The organism is Streptomyces sp. MAR4 CNX-425 (assembly GCF_048656465.1).
Taxonomy (GTDB): Bacteria; Actinomycetota; Actinomycetes; order Streptomycetales; family Streptomycetaceae; genus Streptomyces.
Map to the genome: position 1 here is coordinate 110,291 of NZ_JBMDLF010000014.1, position 14,617 is coordinate 124,907.

General features: G+C 75.9%; 12 protein-coding genes. 8 read left to right on the forward strand and 4 right to left on the reverse strand.

What is annotated here, in order from left to right; translation table 11 throughout:
- Positions 1-47 precede the first annotated feature (47 nt).
- From ACHZ99_RS30700 to ACHZ99_RS30715, 4 genes are read left to right on the forward strand one after another with little or no spacing between them, the layout of a single operon-like run.
- Entirely contained in the window at positions 48-779 is a 732-nt protein-coding gene (locus ACHZ99_RS30700; RefSeq protein ID WP_420308095.1) for an AfsR/SARP family transcriptional regulator, read from the forward strand.
- A 14-nt stretch (positions 780-793) separates the two neighbouring features.
- Positions 794-3,598 (forward strand): polyketide synthase, encoded by a 2,805-nt coding sequence (locus tag ACHZ99_RS30705; RefSeq protein WP_420308096.1) that lies wholly within the window; start codon positions 794-796, stop codon positions 3,596-3,598.
- On the forward strand, positions 3,595-4,740 hold the full coding sequence (locus ACHZ99_RS30710) for an acyl-CoA dehydrogenase family protein (protein WP_420308097.1): 1,146 nt from the start codon (positions 3,595-3,597) through the stop codon (positions 4,738-4,740). Before ACHZ99_RS30705 ends, ACHZ99_RS30710 begins: the two co-directional genes overlap by 4 nt.
- Before the next feature lie 26 nt (positions 4,741-4,766).
- A complete protein-coding gene (locus tag ACHZ99_RS30715) occupies positions 4,767-5,102 on the forward strand; it encodes a RedY protein (protein ID WP_420308098.1) in 336 nt (111 codons plus the stop codon).
- A 37-nt stretch (positions 5,103-5,139) separates the two neighbouring features.
- On the opposite strand, the gene ACHZ99_RS30720 is transcribed toward ACHZ99_RS30715, so the two are convergent.
- Genes ACHZ99_RS30720 through ACHZ99_RS30735 form a run of 4 tightly spaced genes read right to left on the reverse strand, consistent with a single transcriptional unit; the run spans position 5,140 to position 8,820 of the window.
- Complete coding sequence (locus ACHZ99_RS30720; RefSeq protein WP_420308099.1) at positions 5,140-5,856, reverse strand: response regulator transcription factor; 717 nt, start codon at positions 5,854-5,856, stop codon at positions 5,140-5,142.
- Between the two features lie 21 nt (positions 5,857-5,877).
- Complete coding sequence (locus tag ACHZ99_RS30725; RefSeq protein WP_420308100.1) at positions 5,878-7,128, reverse strand: RedV protein; 1,251 nt, start codon at positions 7,126-7,128, stop codon at positions 5,878-5,880.
- Entirely contained in the window at positions 7,128-7,943 is an 816-nt protein-coding gene (locus tag ACHZ99_RS30730; RefSeq protein ID WP_420308101.1) for a 4'-phosphopantetheinyl transferase family protein, read from the reverse strand. Before ACHZ99_RS30730 ends, ACHZ99_RS30725 begins: the two co-directional genes overlap by 1 nt.
- Positions 7,930-8,820, reverse strand: coding sequence for a DUF6206 family protein (locus ACHZ99_RS30735; RefSeq protein WP_420308102.1), 891 nt, complete (start codon positions 8,818-8,820; stop codon positions 7,930-7,932). Before ACHZ99_RS30735 ends, ACHZ99_RS30730 begins: the two co-directional genes overlap by 14 nt.
- Positions 8,821-9,130: 310 nt before the next feature.
- Between ACHZ99_RS30735 and ACHZ99_RS30740 the strand changes: the two genes are divergently transcribed.
- From ACHZ99_RS30740 to ACHZ99_RS30755, 4 genes are all read left to right on the forward strand, one after another.
- Positions 9,131-10,012 (forward strand): 3-oxoacyl-[acyl-carrier-protein] synthase III C-terminal domain-containing protein, encoded by an 882-nt coding sequence (locus ACHZ99_RS30740; RefSeq protein WP_420308103.1) that lies wholly within the window; start codon positions 9,131-9,133, stop codon positions 10,010-10,012.
- Between the two features lie 65 nt (positions 10,013-10,077).
- On the forward strand, positions 10,078-10,338 hold the full coding sequence (locus ACHZ99_RS30745; RefSeq protein ID WP_420308104.1) for an acyl carrier protein: 261 nt from the start codon (positions 10,078-10,080) through the stop codon (positions 10,336-10,338).
- Positions 10,335-11,915, forward strand: a complete 1,581-nt coding sequence (locus ACHZ99_RS30750) for an aminotransferase class I/II-fold pyridoxal phosphate-dependent enzyme (protein WP_420308105.1) — start codon at positions 10,335-10,337, stop codon at positions 11,913-11,915. Before ACHZ99_RS30745 ends, ACHZ99_RS30750 begins: the two co-directional genes overlap by 4 nt.
- A 113-nt stretch (positions 11,916-12,028) precedes the next feature.
- Positions 12,029-14,584, forward strand: a complete 2,556-nt coding sequence (locus ACHZ99_RS30755; protein ID WP_420308106.1) for a class I SAM-dependent methyltransferase — start codon at positions 12,029-12,031, stop codon at positions 14,582-14,584.
- Positions 14,585-14,617 lie beyond the last annotated feature (33 nt).

A 14,617-nucleotide genomic window follows, 5' to 3' on the forward strand; every position in this document is an offset into this window, starting at 1 on the left:
CGACCAACGGACGATCCCTCGGAATCCGCGCGGGCAAAGTCTGCGCCATGCTGGCCTCCCTGGCCCTGGACGCGCGCCGGGTCATTTCCTTCGAGGAACTGGCCGAAGAACTGTGGGCGGGACGGGCGCTGGCCAACACCCGCAACGCGCTCCAGGCGCACGCCACCCGCATCCGCAGGCTCCTGGACAGCCCGGACCGGCAGTCGCCCGCCACGACCGTCGTACGCGCGGTGGGCGGCGGCTATCTGCTCGACGTACCGCCCGAGTGCGTGGACACCAACAGATTCCTCACCCTCGCGGGAAAGGGGTTCGACCTCGTCGAGGACCGCCCCGCACAGGCGATCGAGCATTTCCAGGCCGGCCTGCGGCTGTGGCGCGGACCGGCCCTCGTCGACGCCGGGGACGGCCTGCGCTGCCGCAGCGCCGCCACCTCGTTCGAAGAGCGCCGGCTGACGGTGTGGGAGGACCTGGCCAGGGCCCGGCTCGCCGTCGGCGACGAATCCCGCGCCATCGCAGAACTCCAGCAGCTGGTCTTCCGCTACCCGTTGCGCGAACGCTTCTGCGAATTACTCATGCTGGCGCTCTACCGCGCGGGCCGGCAGGGGGACGCGCTGGAAACCTACCGGCGCACGCGCCGGCGCCTCGACGAGGAACTGGGCGTGGACCCGGGCGGCCGGCTCAAGCAGCGGCACCACGAGATCCTCTCCCAGGACCCGGCGCTCGCCCTCCCCGGCGCGCTGTGGTCCGGCCGCCTGCAGTCCGCCGGCACGGCGTGCTGAGCCGGGGAGCCGCCGTGCAGCCCCCGCCGGAGCCCGTCCGGGAGCCCCGCCGTACCGCCCTCGAACCGGTCGCGATAGTCGGCATCGCGGCGCTCTACCCGCACGCGCGGGGCCCGGCCGGCTACTGGGACCTGCTGACCGGGAACACCCCGGCCCCGGCGGACGGCCCGCAGACCCTCGACGACCTGAGCGTCGACGTCGCGCAGTTCGGCATCCCGCCGGCCCAGACGGGGTCCATGGCGCGTATGCAGGTCCTCGCCCTGGAGGCGGCCCGGCAGTGTCTGCGGGACGCGGGCCACCCCGGCCGGCCGCTGCCCGCCGAACGCACCGACGTGATCGTCGGCACCTGCTTCGGCCTGGACCGCCAGTACGCCAACGCCGCGCGCGTCGAGGGACAGCGGCTCGTCCGCGACCTCCGGCAAACCGCCGTCACCGGCGCCCGGCTCCTGCCCCCCGACACGGCGCGGCAGGCGGCGGAGGAGCTGGCCGCGCTGATGCTGCGCCGGCTGGGCTGCTCGCCGCACGACCGGGTCGGGGAGATGGCCAGCACCATTCCCGCGCGCATCGCCGCCGCCTTCAAGCTCCGCGGCCGGACCCTCGCCCTGGAGGCGGCCGGCACCACCTCGTTCGCCGCGCTGGCGCACGCGGTGACCAACCTGCGCGGCCGTACCGCGGACGCCGCCCTGGTGGTGGCCGGCCAGCGCCAGGAGAGTCCGCTGCTCGCGCGGGCGCTGGCCGCCAAGGGCGAGCCGGCGGACCCCGCCGGCGTGGCCGCCGGGGTCCCGCTGAGCGAGGGCGTGGGGGCCGTGCTGCTCAAGCCGCTGTCCGCGGCCGTACGGGACGGCGACCGGATCTACGCGACGGTCCTCGACTGCACGCTCCGGCACGACGCCGGCGCCGCCGTCGGCGAGCCGCGGGCCGCCGGCCGGCGCCGGGCGACCGCGCTCACCGCGTACCGTGCCCTGGGCGTGCCGGCGGCGACCGTGCAGTACCACGAGTGCGCGGCGGCCACGATGCGCCAGGCGTCGGAGCTGGAGACGCTCCTCGACATCTACGCGGACCTGCCCGAGCGCTCGGTCGTGCTGGGCAGCGTGCACGACCGGCTGGGCGACACCTTCGCCAACTCGGGCCTGGCGAGCCTGACCAAGGTGGCGCTGGCCCTCCACCACCGCACGCTGCCCCCGCAGCCCTCGTTCGCCGGCCGCGCGCAGGACGACCTGTCCGGGACGCCGTTCCGCGTCGCGGACGCGGCGGAGGAGTGGCCCCGCGGCGGGCCGGAGGCGCCGCGCCGCGCGGCCGTCACCGGCACGTCGGTCACCGGGACGCTGTGCCACCTGGTGCTGGAGGGGCACGACCGGCCGCCGCCCGCGGCGGGGGCGCGCCGCCGTACCCGACGGCCCCTCCCCCGGCGGCACGAGCCCATCGCGGTGGTCGGCGCGGGCGGCAGCTTCGCCGGCGCCCCGGACGCCGACCGCTTCTGGGAGGCCGTGCTGTCGGCGCGGGACCGCATCGGCCCGCTGCCCGAGGCGCTCTTCGACCGCGACCTGTTCTACGCCCCGGACCGGCTCAGCCCCACGCACAGCTACAGCGACCGCGGCGCCCCGGTGCGGGTGCCGGACGAGCCGCCGCCCGGCACCGCCGTCTCCCCGGCGCGCTACGCGGAGATGGACCAGGCGCAGCGGCTCGGCCTGACCGTCGCCGCCGAGCTGCTCGCGGGCCCCCGCGCGGGCCCGCCGCCGGCCGGGAACGGGCTCGTGGCGATCGGCAGTTCGCTGAGCCTGTCCCGGGAGCGGGAGGTGAACGCCGCGTACGTCAGGGCCGGGCTGGAGCGCTCGATCCGCGGCCTCGCGGCCCTCGCGAAGCTCGGCCCGGCGGACCTCGGCAAGCTGCTCGACCAGCTGCGCGAGGGCCGCGCCCACCCCGACGAGGCCCTCACCCCCGCGTTCTTCGACGCCACCCTCGCCAGCGGCGCGGGAGCGGCGATCGCCGACGTGTTCGGCCTGCGCGCGGTCCCCGTGGCGGTGGAGGCGGCGTGCGCGTCGTCGCTGGCCGCGGTGGACGTGGCGGTGGGGGCGCTGCGGTCCGGCGCCGCGGACTACGCCGTGGCGGGCGGCGTGGAGCTGCCGTGCAACCCCCGCGACATGGTGCTCTGCTGCGGACTCGGGCTGCTGTCGCACTCGACCATCACGCCGTTCGACGCGGCCGCGGACGGCTTCACCCCGGGCGACGGGTGCGCCCTGTTCCTCCTCAAGCGGCTCGCCGACGCCCGCGCCGCCGGCGACCCCGTGCTCGGGGTGCTGCGGGCGGTCGGCGCGTCGAACGACGTCGCGTCCCTCATCGCGCCGGACGCGGCCGGGCAGGTGCGGGCGATGCGGCGGGCGTTCGCCCAGGTCGACTTCGCCCCCGCGGACGTCGACTACCTGGAGGCGCACGGCACCGGCACCAGGATCGGCGACCGGGTGGAGGTCTCCGCCACCGCCGAGGTCTACGGCACCCCCGCACGGCCGCGGCCGTTGCAGGTCGGCTCGGCGAAGTCCGTCTTCGGCCACACGTTCGCGGCGGCCGGCGCCGCCGGCCTCCTGCGCGCCCTCAAGGCGCTGCACCACGGCCTGGTGCCGCCCAACGCCAACCTGACCACGCTCAGCCCCGACCTGCCCCTGGACGCCGTGCCCGCGGTGGTGGCCACCGCCGCCCGCCCGTGGCCCGCTCCCGGCCCGGGGCGGCCGCGGCGGGCCGCGGTCAGCTCGTTCGGCACCGGCGGCATCAACTACCACCTCCTCATCGAAGAACACCTGGACGGAGCCGACGCAGCGCCATGAACCTCGACCTGGACGCCGAGACCACGCAGATGTGCGAGGTCGTCACCGCCTTCGCCCGCCACAAGCTCGCCGCGCCACCGGACTTCGGCACCCGGGACTTCCGGCAGCGATGGCGGGCCGCCGGCGCGCAGGGCGTGCTGGGCACCACCGTCCCCGACGGCTTCGGCGGCCTCGGCGGCGGCGCGGTCACCGCGGCGGCGGTCATGGAGGCCCTGGGGTACGGCTGCTCCGACGCCGGGTTCGCGTTCTCCGCCGCCGCCCACGTGTTCGCCTGCCTGACCCCGATAGCCGAGTTCGGCACCGAGGAGCAGAAGCGGCGCTGGCTGCCGCCGCTGGCCGCCGGGGAGCTGGTCGCCGCCCACGCCGTCACCGAGCCCGACGCCGGCTCGGACGCCCTGCGCCTGAGCACCCGCGCCGTACGCGAGGACGGGGACTGGGTGCTGTCCGGGGCCAAGTGCTTCATCACCAACGCCCCGGTCGCCGACGTCTTCGTCGTCCAGGCGGTCACCGCGCCGGGCGGCGGCTACTTCGGCCTGACCTCGTTCCTGGTGGAGGCCGGCGCCCCGGGTCTCTCCGTCGGCCCCCGGCACGCCAAGGTGGGCCTGCGCGGCTCCCCGACGGCCGACGTCCACCTCGACGGCGTCCGGGTGCCGCCCGGCCACGTCCTCGGCTCCGAGGGCGGCGGGGCGAGCGTGTTCGCGTACGCGATGAGGTGGGAGCGCACCTGCCTGCCCGCCGTCTACCTGGGCGTGATGCGCCGCGTCTGGGAGCAGACGCGGGAGTACGCGCGCGAGCGCCGCCAGTTCGGTGTGCCCATCGGCGACTTCCAGGCGGTCGCCCACCGCGTCGTCGACATGCTGGCCCGGCTGGAGCAGGCCCGCCTGATGCTGTTCCGGGCCGCCCGCCGCCTCGACGCGGGGCAGGCCGACGAGGTGGCCCCGGCGCTGGCGAAGCTCGTGGTGAGCGAGGCGGCCGTCGCGCTCGGGCTGGACGCCGTCCAGGTCCGCGGCGCCCTCGGCATCCTCGACGGCGAGGCCGAGACGCTGCTCCGGGACGCCCTGCCCGCCCGGGTGTTCTCCGGCACCAGCGACATCCAGCGCAACAACATCGCCCGCGCGCTCGGCCTGGGCGCCCGCCACTGACCCCCGTCCGGACCGGGAGGCCCGTCATGGACCTGATCGTGCACCGCATCCGCCTCCACGCCGGCGTCCCGTCGGCCCGCTTCGAGAACTGGGTCCGGGACACCGACTACCGGACCTGCCCCGCCCTTCCCAGCGTCGTCGCCTTCACCGTGCAGCGCGTCTCGGCCGACCCGGACGCGCCCGTCCACTACTTCGAGGTCATCACCGTCACCGGCCGCGCGGCCTTCGAGGCCGACATGGCGACCGACGCCTTCCGCCGGCTCGCGGCCGACTTCGGCACGATGGCCTCGGTCGTGGACGAGCTCGGCGGTGAGCGGATCGAACCCGGCTACGCCGCCGCCGGAGCGGCGGCGCCCCGGTAACGGTCCGGCCATCGCCCGGACTCCCGCCCCCGGCCGGTCAGTTGCGGCTGGTCAGCCCGCCGTCCCGGAGCCGCCGCTCCAGGGTCCGGATGAGGCCGGTGTCGTACGCGATGGCGACGGCCTGGGCGCGGGTGCCCGCCTCCAGCTTCCGCAGCAGGTGGTGGACGTGCGACCGGACCGTCGCGGCGCTGATGGAGAGCTTGACGGCGATCTCCGCGTTCGACCTTCCCTGGGCCAGCAGCAGCATGATCTCCGTCTCGCGCGCCGTGAGCGTTTCCACCGGGCCGCCGGCCCGGCCCGGCGCGTCGTACCGCACCGCCGGATCGAGGTCGTTCATCGCGGCGGCGGGAAAGACCATGCTGTCCAGCTCGACCACGGTCCTGATGGTCTGCATGAGCTCCAGGGCCTCCGACCGCTCCACGGAGAGCACCGCGCGGATTCCGGTACGTACGGCCAGCCGCACCGCCTCCAGCATCCGGTCCGACTCCTCGGGCCGGACGAGGAAGACGACCTTGAAGCGGCCGGCCAGGCCGGCGAGCTCCGGGCAGCGGGCGAGGGTCGCCACCGAGGCGACGACGACGATGGCGTCCGGGGTGTACTGCTCCGTCGCCGCCACCGCGGACCGGACCGTTCTCTCCGCCCTGACCAGCATGTTCTGCTGTTCGAGCAGGGCTTGCAGACCGGCGCGGACCAGCGCCCGGTCGCAGCAGACCAGGACGCGTGTCCGGCGCCCGGAACTCTTCCCTCCCGACATCGGATCCCCCGTTCTTGCCGATCAGACGGACCGGTGGGCGGCCACGCGGCGCGGGGTCGGCGGGAACGCGCACGCGGGGTAGCCGATCCGGCTGAGGAAGAAGGCGCGGCCCTCGATGCCGAACGCCTCCGCCAGCTCCCGGCGCGCGTCGTCATGTTGCAGCACGACGCTCACGGGGTGCAGCGCGAGCCCCGCGCGGGTGGCGCGGAACCAGTAGTCGGCCAGCCGCGCGCCGCCGTGCAGCGCGGCCTCGGTGCCCGGCCCCTCCGGCCCCTCCGGCCCGCCGGAGCCGCCGGCGAGGGACATCACGACGGCCGCGGGGGCGTCGCGCACCAGCGTGGCGAGCCCCGCCGCCAGCCGCCCGGGGTAGCCGGTCCACCGGAGCAGCCGCATGGCGGACGGGGCGAGGGCCAGCCGCTTGCGCAGCAGCCCGGGGGCCGAGAGCGGCCCGAAGAGCTGGGTGACGGGGAGGCCGTCGCCCCCGGCGCGGGCGTCGGCGGCGCTCCACCGCAGATAGCCGTGGGTCTCGCGCCACGCCCGGCGGTGGCTGAAGTCCCGCCCGGCGTACCGGGCCACCAGGGCGGCCAGCCGCTCCCGTTCCGCGGGGGTGCGCAGATGGCGGACCCGTACGTCCGCCGCCCCGGCGAACGGCCGCTCCGCCGCCCACGGCCGCGTCCGGTCCAGCGCTTCCCACCCCTGCGGGGTGATCCCCTCCGGCCGGTACGCGCCCCTGTTGGTCCGCCGCGCCCGCGCGACCGCCCGCAGCTCCGCGAGCGCGCTCGCGCGCCCCGCCGCACCGGACGCCGCGGCGGGCTCCCGGCCCGAGGGCCGCAGCGCGGCGACGGCCAGCGGCAGCCACGCCCGCGGCCACGCGTCTCCGGCCGCCGCCGGAAGGGCGGTCCGGTGCCGCCCCGTTACGGCGCCGCCGCGGACGCAGTCCCAGCCCTGCGCCCGCAGGGCGCGCAGCAGCACGTACCAGTACGCGCCGCAGCTCACCTCCATCTCCAGGGCGTGCGCCGGGAGCGCTGTCAGCTCCCGGGACCGGTCGAGCGCCAGCGCGAGCCAGCGGTCGCCGGCTTCGCCGGGCTCCGGGCCGAGGGCGGCCGCCACGGCGTCGCGCCCCGCCCGGCCGGTCACGTGGCCGACGCCCCAGGGCTGGCAGTTGTGCGACGACGGGCTCAGCGCCGCGACGCCGGACGCCTCGCGCAGGGCCCGCGCGAACCGGGTGTCCGCCTCGGTGCCGGATCCGGAGCCGCCGCGTACCCGCCCCATCACTGCCTCCAGACCAGGGCCAGCGCGCAGCCGTCCCGCTGCCGCGCCCAGCCGTGCACGCCCCTGAGGGCCGGGGGGCCGGCCAGCCGGCGCAGTTCCGGCCCGGCGCGCCAGGAGAACCGGCCGTCGGCGTGCCATCGGGTCAGTTCGACCTCCGCGGCGGCGACGCGCAGGCCGAAGCCGAAGTACTTCAGCACGGCCTCCTTGCACGTCCAGCGCAGCGGCAGCGGCATCGACGCGGACGGCGGGGCCGGGCCCGCCGGTTCGGGTGCCGGCTCCCGCGCCAGCTCGCGGGCGAGGTGCGGCGGCAGGTCCGTACGCTGCTCCAAGTCGACGCCGACCGGCCCGGGCCCGCACACCGCGACGGCGAAGTCGCCGGAGTGCGAGAGCCCGACCTCGACGGGGTGGTCCACCAGCGGCTTGCCCGCGCGCAGACCGGCCGCCACGGCCCGTACCCGCACCTCCCGGCCGGCGACGGCCTGTCCGGCGAAACGCTCCAGGTGGGCGCGGACGGCGTGCTTGATCGCGAGCCGGCCGGCGAACCACTCCGACCGGCGCTTCGGCAGCCGCAGCGCGGCCAGCTGCCGGGCCTCGGGCGCGGCCAGCCAGGCCGCTTCGAGCGCGCCGAGCGCGGCCGGGCTCCGGCGGCGCAGCAGCGCGACGGACACGACGCAGACGGTCAGCGGGCCCGGCCGGGCGCAGTGGCCGACGTGCACGGGAACGGCCGCGTCCAGCCGCACGCACGCGCCCGGGAGGTACGCGGGCGCGGGCGCGGGCCCGGCGCGGCCGCGCGCCGGCGCGTCAGCGCCGGACATGGCGCGGCAGCAGGAAGGGGTACGTACGGCGGCGGACCGTGCGGTGCCAGCGGCGGTCCGCCCGGCGCAGCCGCTGGAGCAGCTCCCACATGCGCGCGTCGCTCTTGTAGTACGCGGCCGTCTCCGCCTCGGTGAGCGGGGGGCTCAGGCGCTCGTTCGCCTGCTCGACGAAGGCGGGCAGCAGCCGGGTGAGGCGTTCCTTGTGCAGGTTGCCCAGGAAGTCGAGCACGGCGCCCCGCGGTTCGTAGAACTTGTCCAGGATCGACCTCGTCATCGTCAGCCGCACCGGGCCGCGCAGCGCCCAGGGCAGCGACCGGTAGAACAGCCGGACATCGAGCTGCTCGCGCCCCCGCTCGTCCCGCATGAGCGGGGTGGTGACGTCGAGGTACACGAGCTCTCCGTCGACGTCCATCCAGTTGGCCGCCTGCGCGTCCAGCCCGAGCGTGCGCCCCACGGCGCCCTCCACCCGGTCGAGGAACCGGGAGAAGAAGTCCCGCGCCCACGCCTCGCCCTCGCTGTGCAGCAGCGTGGAGCACAGCCGCTTGGCCGGCAGCGCCTCCTGCACGCAGTACGCGACGACCTCGCCGGAGGCGAGCGTGTGGTGCCACACCCTGGTCTCGGCCACCCGGACGCCCGCCCGGGTGAGCCGCCCGATGTAGTCGTCCAGGCGGTCCGCGTACCGCGCGAGGTCCCGTTCGCCGGGAAGGAGCGGCAGCCGCTTGCAGGCGTACGTCCCGCGCGCGGTCTCCAGGCCGAGGACGAGGGTCACCTCGCCGTAGCCCAGCACGGTCAGTCCGCCGTCGTCTCCGGTCCGCAGCGCCGTCTGCACCTGTTCTTCGAGGGCCTGGAGTTCTCTTCCCGGGATCGCGAACGTCATGGAGATGCCGCACCTGCCTCCGCCGGAACTCGGCGCGCCGACGAGGGTGATCAACGCGCGTCACGCTGTGGGTTCAGTCTCACGAGCGGGGCTGACCGTTCGCTGACCGCCGCCTGACCTGCCGCGGCCGTCTGCGAAGCGGCCGTACGGCACCGCCGGAGGGTGGCGGGGGCCGTCAGTCAGCCGTCGGTCAGCACGTGGTCAGGCGCGGCTTCCACACTCTGCGCCACCGGGCTGTGCGGATGTCCGGTGTCCGGAGACGAGGAGCAGGCAGCATGCGCGTGGGTGAGGACCGCCGAGGGGGCGACAGGTGAGCAGAGCCGCCGTGCTCGCCGGCGTCGGCAGCGCGCTCCCGGGGCGGGACGACCGCCCCGGAGCCGCCCACCCGGCGGTGGTCGCCGGGGCCCGGGCGCTGGCCGGGTGCCGGGCCGGCCGTACCGGCACCGTGGTGGTGGCGAGTACGGTGCCGGGCGGGGCGCCGGCGCCGGGCGCGGCGGAGGTGGCCCGCGAGCTGGGTCTGGCCGGGGCCGCGCCGTCCGGCCGGCCCGCCGCGGAGGGCGGCCTGCTGCTGGCGCTCGCCGACGCCGCCCGCCTCGTCGAGTCCGGCGCGTCGGACCGCGCCCTCGTCGTCGGGACGGGGGACGTCCCCTGCCCGGCCGACGACGGCTCGCCCGCCTCCCGCACCGGCGCGGGCGCGTTCGTCCTCCGCGCCGGGGACCCGGAGGAGCCGGGCGCCCTCGGCCCGTTCGAGCTGGTCGGCGACGGCGACGCGCCGCCGGACGCGGCCGGTTCCGTACCGCCGGGCGCGGCGCCGCCGCACCCCGCCCCCCGGTTCAGCCTGGAGAGCACCCGGGCGTTCTGGCGCACGGTGCAGCGGATGGGCCAGGCGGCGCAGGCGGTGCTCGACCGTACGGGATGGACCGCCGGCGACGTCGACGTGCTCCTGGTGCTCCAGGAGCACCGCACGATGACCAGGCGCCTCGCGGACGAGCTCGGCATCCCCGCGGAGCGGCGCCCCGGCGCCGCCGCCGGCCCCGCCGGGCCGACGGCCTTCCCGCTCGCCCTGGACCACCTCGGGGCGACCCGAACGCTGCACCCCGGCCACCGCGTCCTGCTCGCCGCGTGCCACGTCGGCGCGGGCGCGACGTCCGGGGCCACGGTGCTGACCTGGCCGCGGCTGGACAGCGGCTGACCGGGAGCCGCCGTCCGGCGGTGGCAGACAGCAGACCCGCCCGCACCTACACGAGGGACCACCTCATGAATGCCCAGAGACTCATCTACGACTACATCGTCGACGCGCTGCTGGACGGTGAGGCGGACAGGCTGGACGCCGAGACGCCGATCGCGGAGCTGAACATCATCGACTCCGCGGGGATCTTCGACCTCGTCCACTATCTCCAGCAGGAGTTCGGCATCACCATCCCGCTGACCGACGTCACGCTGCGGAACTTCCGTTCCGTCAGCGCGATATCGGCACTGGTCGAACGTGTGCGAGAGGAACGGGTGAGCGCCGGATGAAGCAGTTCACGGACGAGCAGGCCGCGGACGGGCCCACCGCGCCGCCGGACCTCCGGCGCCGGATCGTGGACATCGTGGCCGCCCGGACCCAGTACGACGAGTCCTACCTCCTCCCCGACAGCCACTTCGAGGGCCAGCTCGGCATCGACTCCGTGATCCTCCAGTCCATCATCCGCTCGGTCGAGGAGCACTTCGGCGTCGTGCGCCTGCCCGAGGGGCTGTCCACCATCCGGGAACTCACCGCGGCCGTCGAGAGCGCGCTGAGCTCCCGCGGGGAGCCGCGGGAGCGGCCCTCCGGGGACGCCGGAGAGGCCCGGGACTGGGACGACCGCTCCATGAAGGACTTCCGGGAGGAGCGGGACCCGGACCTGTTCGCCAAGACGCGGACCTTCGGCGCCTACCTGCGCCGGCGCACCGGCGACCAGCTCTACTGGTACGGCATGCCGCTGCTCTCGCGCAGCACGAACCGCGCCGTCATCCACGACGAGCTGACCGGACGCGCACGCGAGTTCCTCATGTTCGCGTCGAACAACTACCTGGGACTCGCCAACCACCCCCGGGTCGTCGAGGCGGTGTGCGAGGCGACCCGCACCTACGGCGCCACCCACACCGGCTCCCGGATCATCGGCGGGACCAACCGGCTGCACAAGGAGCTGGAGAGCCGCCTCGCCGCGTTCAAGCAGCGCCCGGCGTGCATCCTCTTCCCGGGCGGCTATCCGGCCAACCTCGGCACCATCTCGGCGCTGGTCAAGAACTACGACGCGGTGATCGCCGACCGGCTCAACCACATGAGCATCGTCGACGGCGCGCTGCTCTCCGGCGGAATCCGCCGGATCTTCCGGCACAACGACATGGCGGACCTGGAGCGGGTGCTGGCCGGGTGCGCGGACGAGGCGGCGGGCAAACTCGTCGTGGTCGACGGCGTGTTCAGCATGCACGGCGACATCTGCGACCTCCCGGAGATCGTCCGCCTGGCCCGGAGCCACGGCGCCCGCGTGCTGGTGGACGACGCCCACGCGACCGGCGTGCTCGGCGCCCGCGGCACCGGCACCGCCGAGCACTTCGGCCTCAAGGGGGAGGTGGACCTGGAGCTGGGCACGCTGAGCAAGACCCTCGCGGGCATGGGCGGTTTCGTCGTCGGCGAGGAGGAGGTCATCGACTACCTCCGCTTCTACGCCGACTCCTACGTCTTCGCCGCCAACATCCCCGCCGGGGTCGCCGCCGGGCTCCTGGCCTCCCTCGACGTCATGGAGTCCGAGCCGGAACGTATCAAGCAGCTCTGGACGAACATCCACACCCTGCGCACCCACCTCACCGAGGCCGGGTTCGACCTGGAGAACACCGAGAGCGCGATCCTCCCCCTCGTCATCGGCGACGAGCGCCGCGCCCTGGAGATGGGCCGGGCCGTACGCGCCCGCGGCCTGTTCTGCCAGACGGTGGTGTACCCCGGGGTGCCGGTGGGCGACGCCCGGCTGCGGATCAGCGTCACCTCCGAGCACACCGAGCGGGACCTGAGCCTGGCCGCGGAGATATTCGTCGACGCCGCCCGGGAAACCGGTGTGCTCCCGCACGGGTGAACGGGGGCGGCCGGACGTGAACGCTTCGGGATCCACGGCGCATCCGGAAACCCCGGCGGAATGTGTGGACCTTCATGACCAATCGCTCGACACCGACCGCGAAGAGGCGCGCCATGGCTGAGCTGACAGTGACGAAAGCGGCGGTGCCGCAGGTGGGCGAGGGCGACCGGGCGGGGTCGCGCCGCACCAACTTCCTCTACCAGGACGGCGTGATGCTCGCGGCGTCGGTCCGGGCACTGGACTCGCTCGGGCTTCTCGACGACCCCGGCACGGCCGGCCGGCTGCCCGACACCGGGTACCTGCGGGTCCTCTGGCGCTGCCTGGCCGGCGCGGGCTGGGTCGACGAGACGCCGGGGCGCCGGACCTGGACCGCCGCCGGCCGGTCCGCCCTGCGGCACCGCGCGCGGTACGCGGCCGCCGGGCGGTTCCTCGCCCGGTTCGCCGGCACGCTGCCGGCCTCCTGGTCCGCCCCGTGGGACGCGGCGACGCGCGCGGCGTTCGCCGCCGAGCTCGACGCGCACGCGCGGTGGCGCGCCGAAGCCGGCTCCGGTCATCTCGTCACCACCCACCTGGACGGGGCGCTGGCCGTCCCCGCGCTGCTGTCGCTGCGCGGCCGGGGGCGGCTGCACCGGCCGGACGGCGACGTCGCACGGCTGCTGGCGCTGCTCGGCTGGGTCGACGGCTCCGGCGGCTGGACCGCGCGGGGGCAGGCGGGCCTCGCGTTCGTGGACCACCTGGGGCTCGTCGGGTCGTACCTGCCGATGCTCGCCAGGCTGGAGCAGCTCTGCCGCGGCGAGCTCGTCGTCAGCCCCGGCGACGTCGAGTGGCACTGCTCGCGCGACCTCAACGTCCAGGCCAGCGCCGTGGCGCACCGGCGCTACTTCGCCGACGCGGACCCCGTCTTCCGCGAGATCTTCAGCCGTACGCCCCGGCCGCGGTTCATCGCCGACGTCGGGTGCGGCGACGGCAGCTGGCTCGCCCACCTGCACGGGATGTTCGGGGACGGCATCCGCTACGTCGGCGTCGACGCCAGCCCGGTCGCCCTCGACTACGCGCGCGGCGTGCTCAAGGACGCCGGCGTCCACGACCCGGTGCTGCTGGTCGGCGACATCTCCGACCCGGACGCCCTGGCGGCGGAGCTGGCCGCGCACGGGCTGGCGATGCGCGACGGGCTGCACATCCGCTCGTTCGTCGACCACGACCGCACGTACCACGGCGACCGGCCCGACGACGACGTCCCCGGCTGGGCCACCGGGGCGTACGTGGCGCCCGACGGCCGCCCGCTGAGCGCGGCCGAGGTCGAGTCGGACCTCGTGGCCCACCTGCGGCGCTGGACGCCGCACGTGCGCGACCACGGCCTGGTCGTCCTGGAGGCGCACTGCGTGGCCCCCGGGGTGGCCCGCCGCCACCTCGGCGAGCTGCACTCGGTGGCCTTCGACGCCTACCACGGCCTGTCGCACCAGTACCCGCTGGAGCACTCCGCGTTCATGCGCTGCTGCTCCCTCGCCGGGCTGCAGCCGGTCAGCCACCTGGAGCGCAGGTACCCGTCAAACCGGCCGTTCGTCGCCGTCTCGCTGAACCGGCTGCTGCCGACCAGGCCGGCCCCGCCGGTGGTCCGCGCCGCCCGCCACGACACCTGGCGGCCGGAGCCGGGCTGCGACCTCACCGACGGCGAGCAGCTCCACCGGCTGCTGTACACCGACGGCGACCTGGCCCATCCGCGGAGCTGGGCGGCCGGCGCCACCGGGATCGTGGTCCGCGACACCCTCGACGTCGTCGAGTCCCGCATCGAGCGGGCCGGCCGGGGCGACGTGATACGGGTGCTCGACTACGGCGCCGGCTCCGGCCTGGCCGCGATCGAGCTGAGCAAGGCGTGCGTGGCCCACCACGTCGAGCAGCGGCTCGCCGACCGCGGCGCCCGGTTCGAGCTGCACCTGGTCGACCTGCCGACCCCCTGGTTCGCGCAGGGCTACGAGCTGCTGCGGGACGTGCCCTGGACCCGGTTCCACGCCCTCGTGGCGGACGACGGGACGTTCCGCCCGCTCCTGGAGGCGACCGGCGGCCGGCGGGCGGACGCCGTGATGGCCAACATGGTCTTCCACCTGCTCGGCCCGGCCGCCATGGGGCACGCCGCCGCGTCCATCGCGGACGTCCTGCTCCCCGGCGGGCTGCTCTCCTTCAGCGCACCCGACCTCGCCCCCACCACCCCGTACTCGCTGCTCTTCCACGACCCGAACCGGCTGCTGCGCAAGCACTGGCTCGACGCGCTCGACGCCCCGGACCCCGGGGCGCTGCCCCCGGGGCTGCGGGCGGCGGTGGCCGCGGCCCGCCGTGCGGACCGCGCGGCGGCCCAGCGGCGGGCCGACCGGCGGATCCTGCCCGTCCCCCGGTCGGCGGAGTCCGTCACGGCGGCCCTCGCGCCGTACTTCGACGGCGCCCTCGCGCGCCGCACCTTCGAGCTGCTCGCGGAGGAGAGCCTGATGACGGCGCTGGTGCCGGCCAACCAGGCGGAGTACCTCGCGGAGATCGCCGACCGGGGGCTGCGCGAGGCCGTCATCCGCCACCTGATGCGCGAGCGCGTGCTGCCGGAGCTGATGGGCGGGTCGGCCGGGACGGCGCTGGGGCTGAACATCGAGTGGAAGCTGGGCCGGTACACCCGGTGCGCCTGAGAGCCGACCGGGCGGTGGCCGGCGGGGATGCGC

Bases quoted from the DNA above. Each gene is read 5' to 3' on its own strand.
- ACHZ99_RS30700 (WP_420308095.1), top strand. From the start codon at position 48: ATGCTGGCCTCCCTGGCCCTGGACGCGCGCCGGGTCATTTCCTTCGAG.
- ACHZ99_RS30710 (WP_420308097.1), top strand. From the start codon at position 3,595: ATGAACCTCGACCTGGACGCCGAGACCACGCAGATGTGCGAGGTCGTC.
- ACHZ99_RS30715 (WP_420308098.1), top strand. From the start codon at position 4,767: ATGGACCTGATCGTGCACCGCATCCGCCTCCACGCCGGCGTCCCGTCG.
- ACHZ99_RS30720 (WP_420308099.1), bottom strand. From the start codon at position 5,856: ATGTCGGGAGGGAAGAGTTCCGGGCGCCGGACACGCGTCCTGGTCTGC.
- ACHZ99_RS30725 (WP_420308100.1), bottom strand. From the start codon at position 7,128: ATGGGGCGGGTACGCGGCGGCTCCGGATCCGGCACCGAGGCGGACACC.
- ACHZ99_RS30730 (WP_420308101.1), bottom strand. From the start codon at position 7,943: ATGTCCGGCGCTGACGCGCCGGCGCGCGGCCGCGCCGGGCCCGCGCCC.
- ACHZ99_RS30735 (WP_420308102.1), bottom strand. From the start codon at position 8,820: ATGACGTTCGCGATCCCGGGAAGAGAACTCCAGGCCCTCGAAGAACAG.
- ACHZ99_RS30745 (WP_420308104.1), top strand. From the start codon at position 10,078: ATGAATGCCCAGAGACTCATCTACGACTACATCGTCGACGCGCTGCTG.
- ACHZ99_RS30750 (WP_420308105.1), top strand. From the start codon at position 10,335: ATGAAGCAGTTCACGGACGAGCAGGCCGCGGACGGGCCCACCGCGCCG.
- ACHZ99_RS30755 (WP_420308106.1), top strand. From the start codon at position 12,029: ATGGCTGAGCTGACAGTGACGAAAGCGGCGGTGCCGCAGGTGGGCGAG.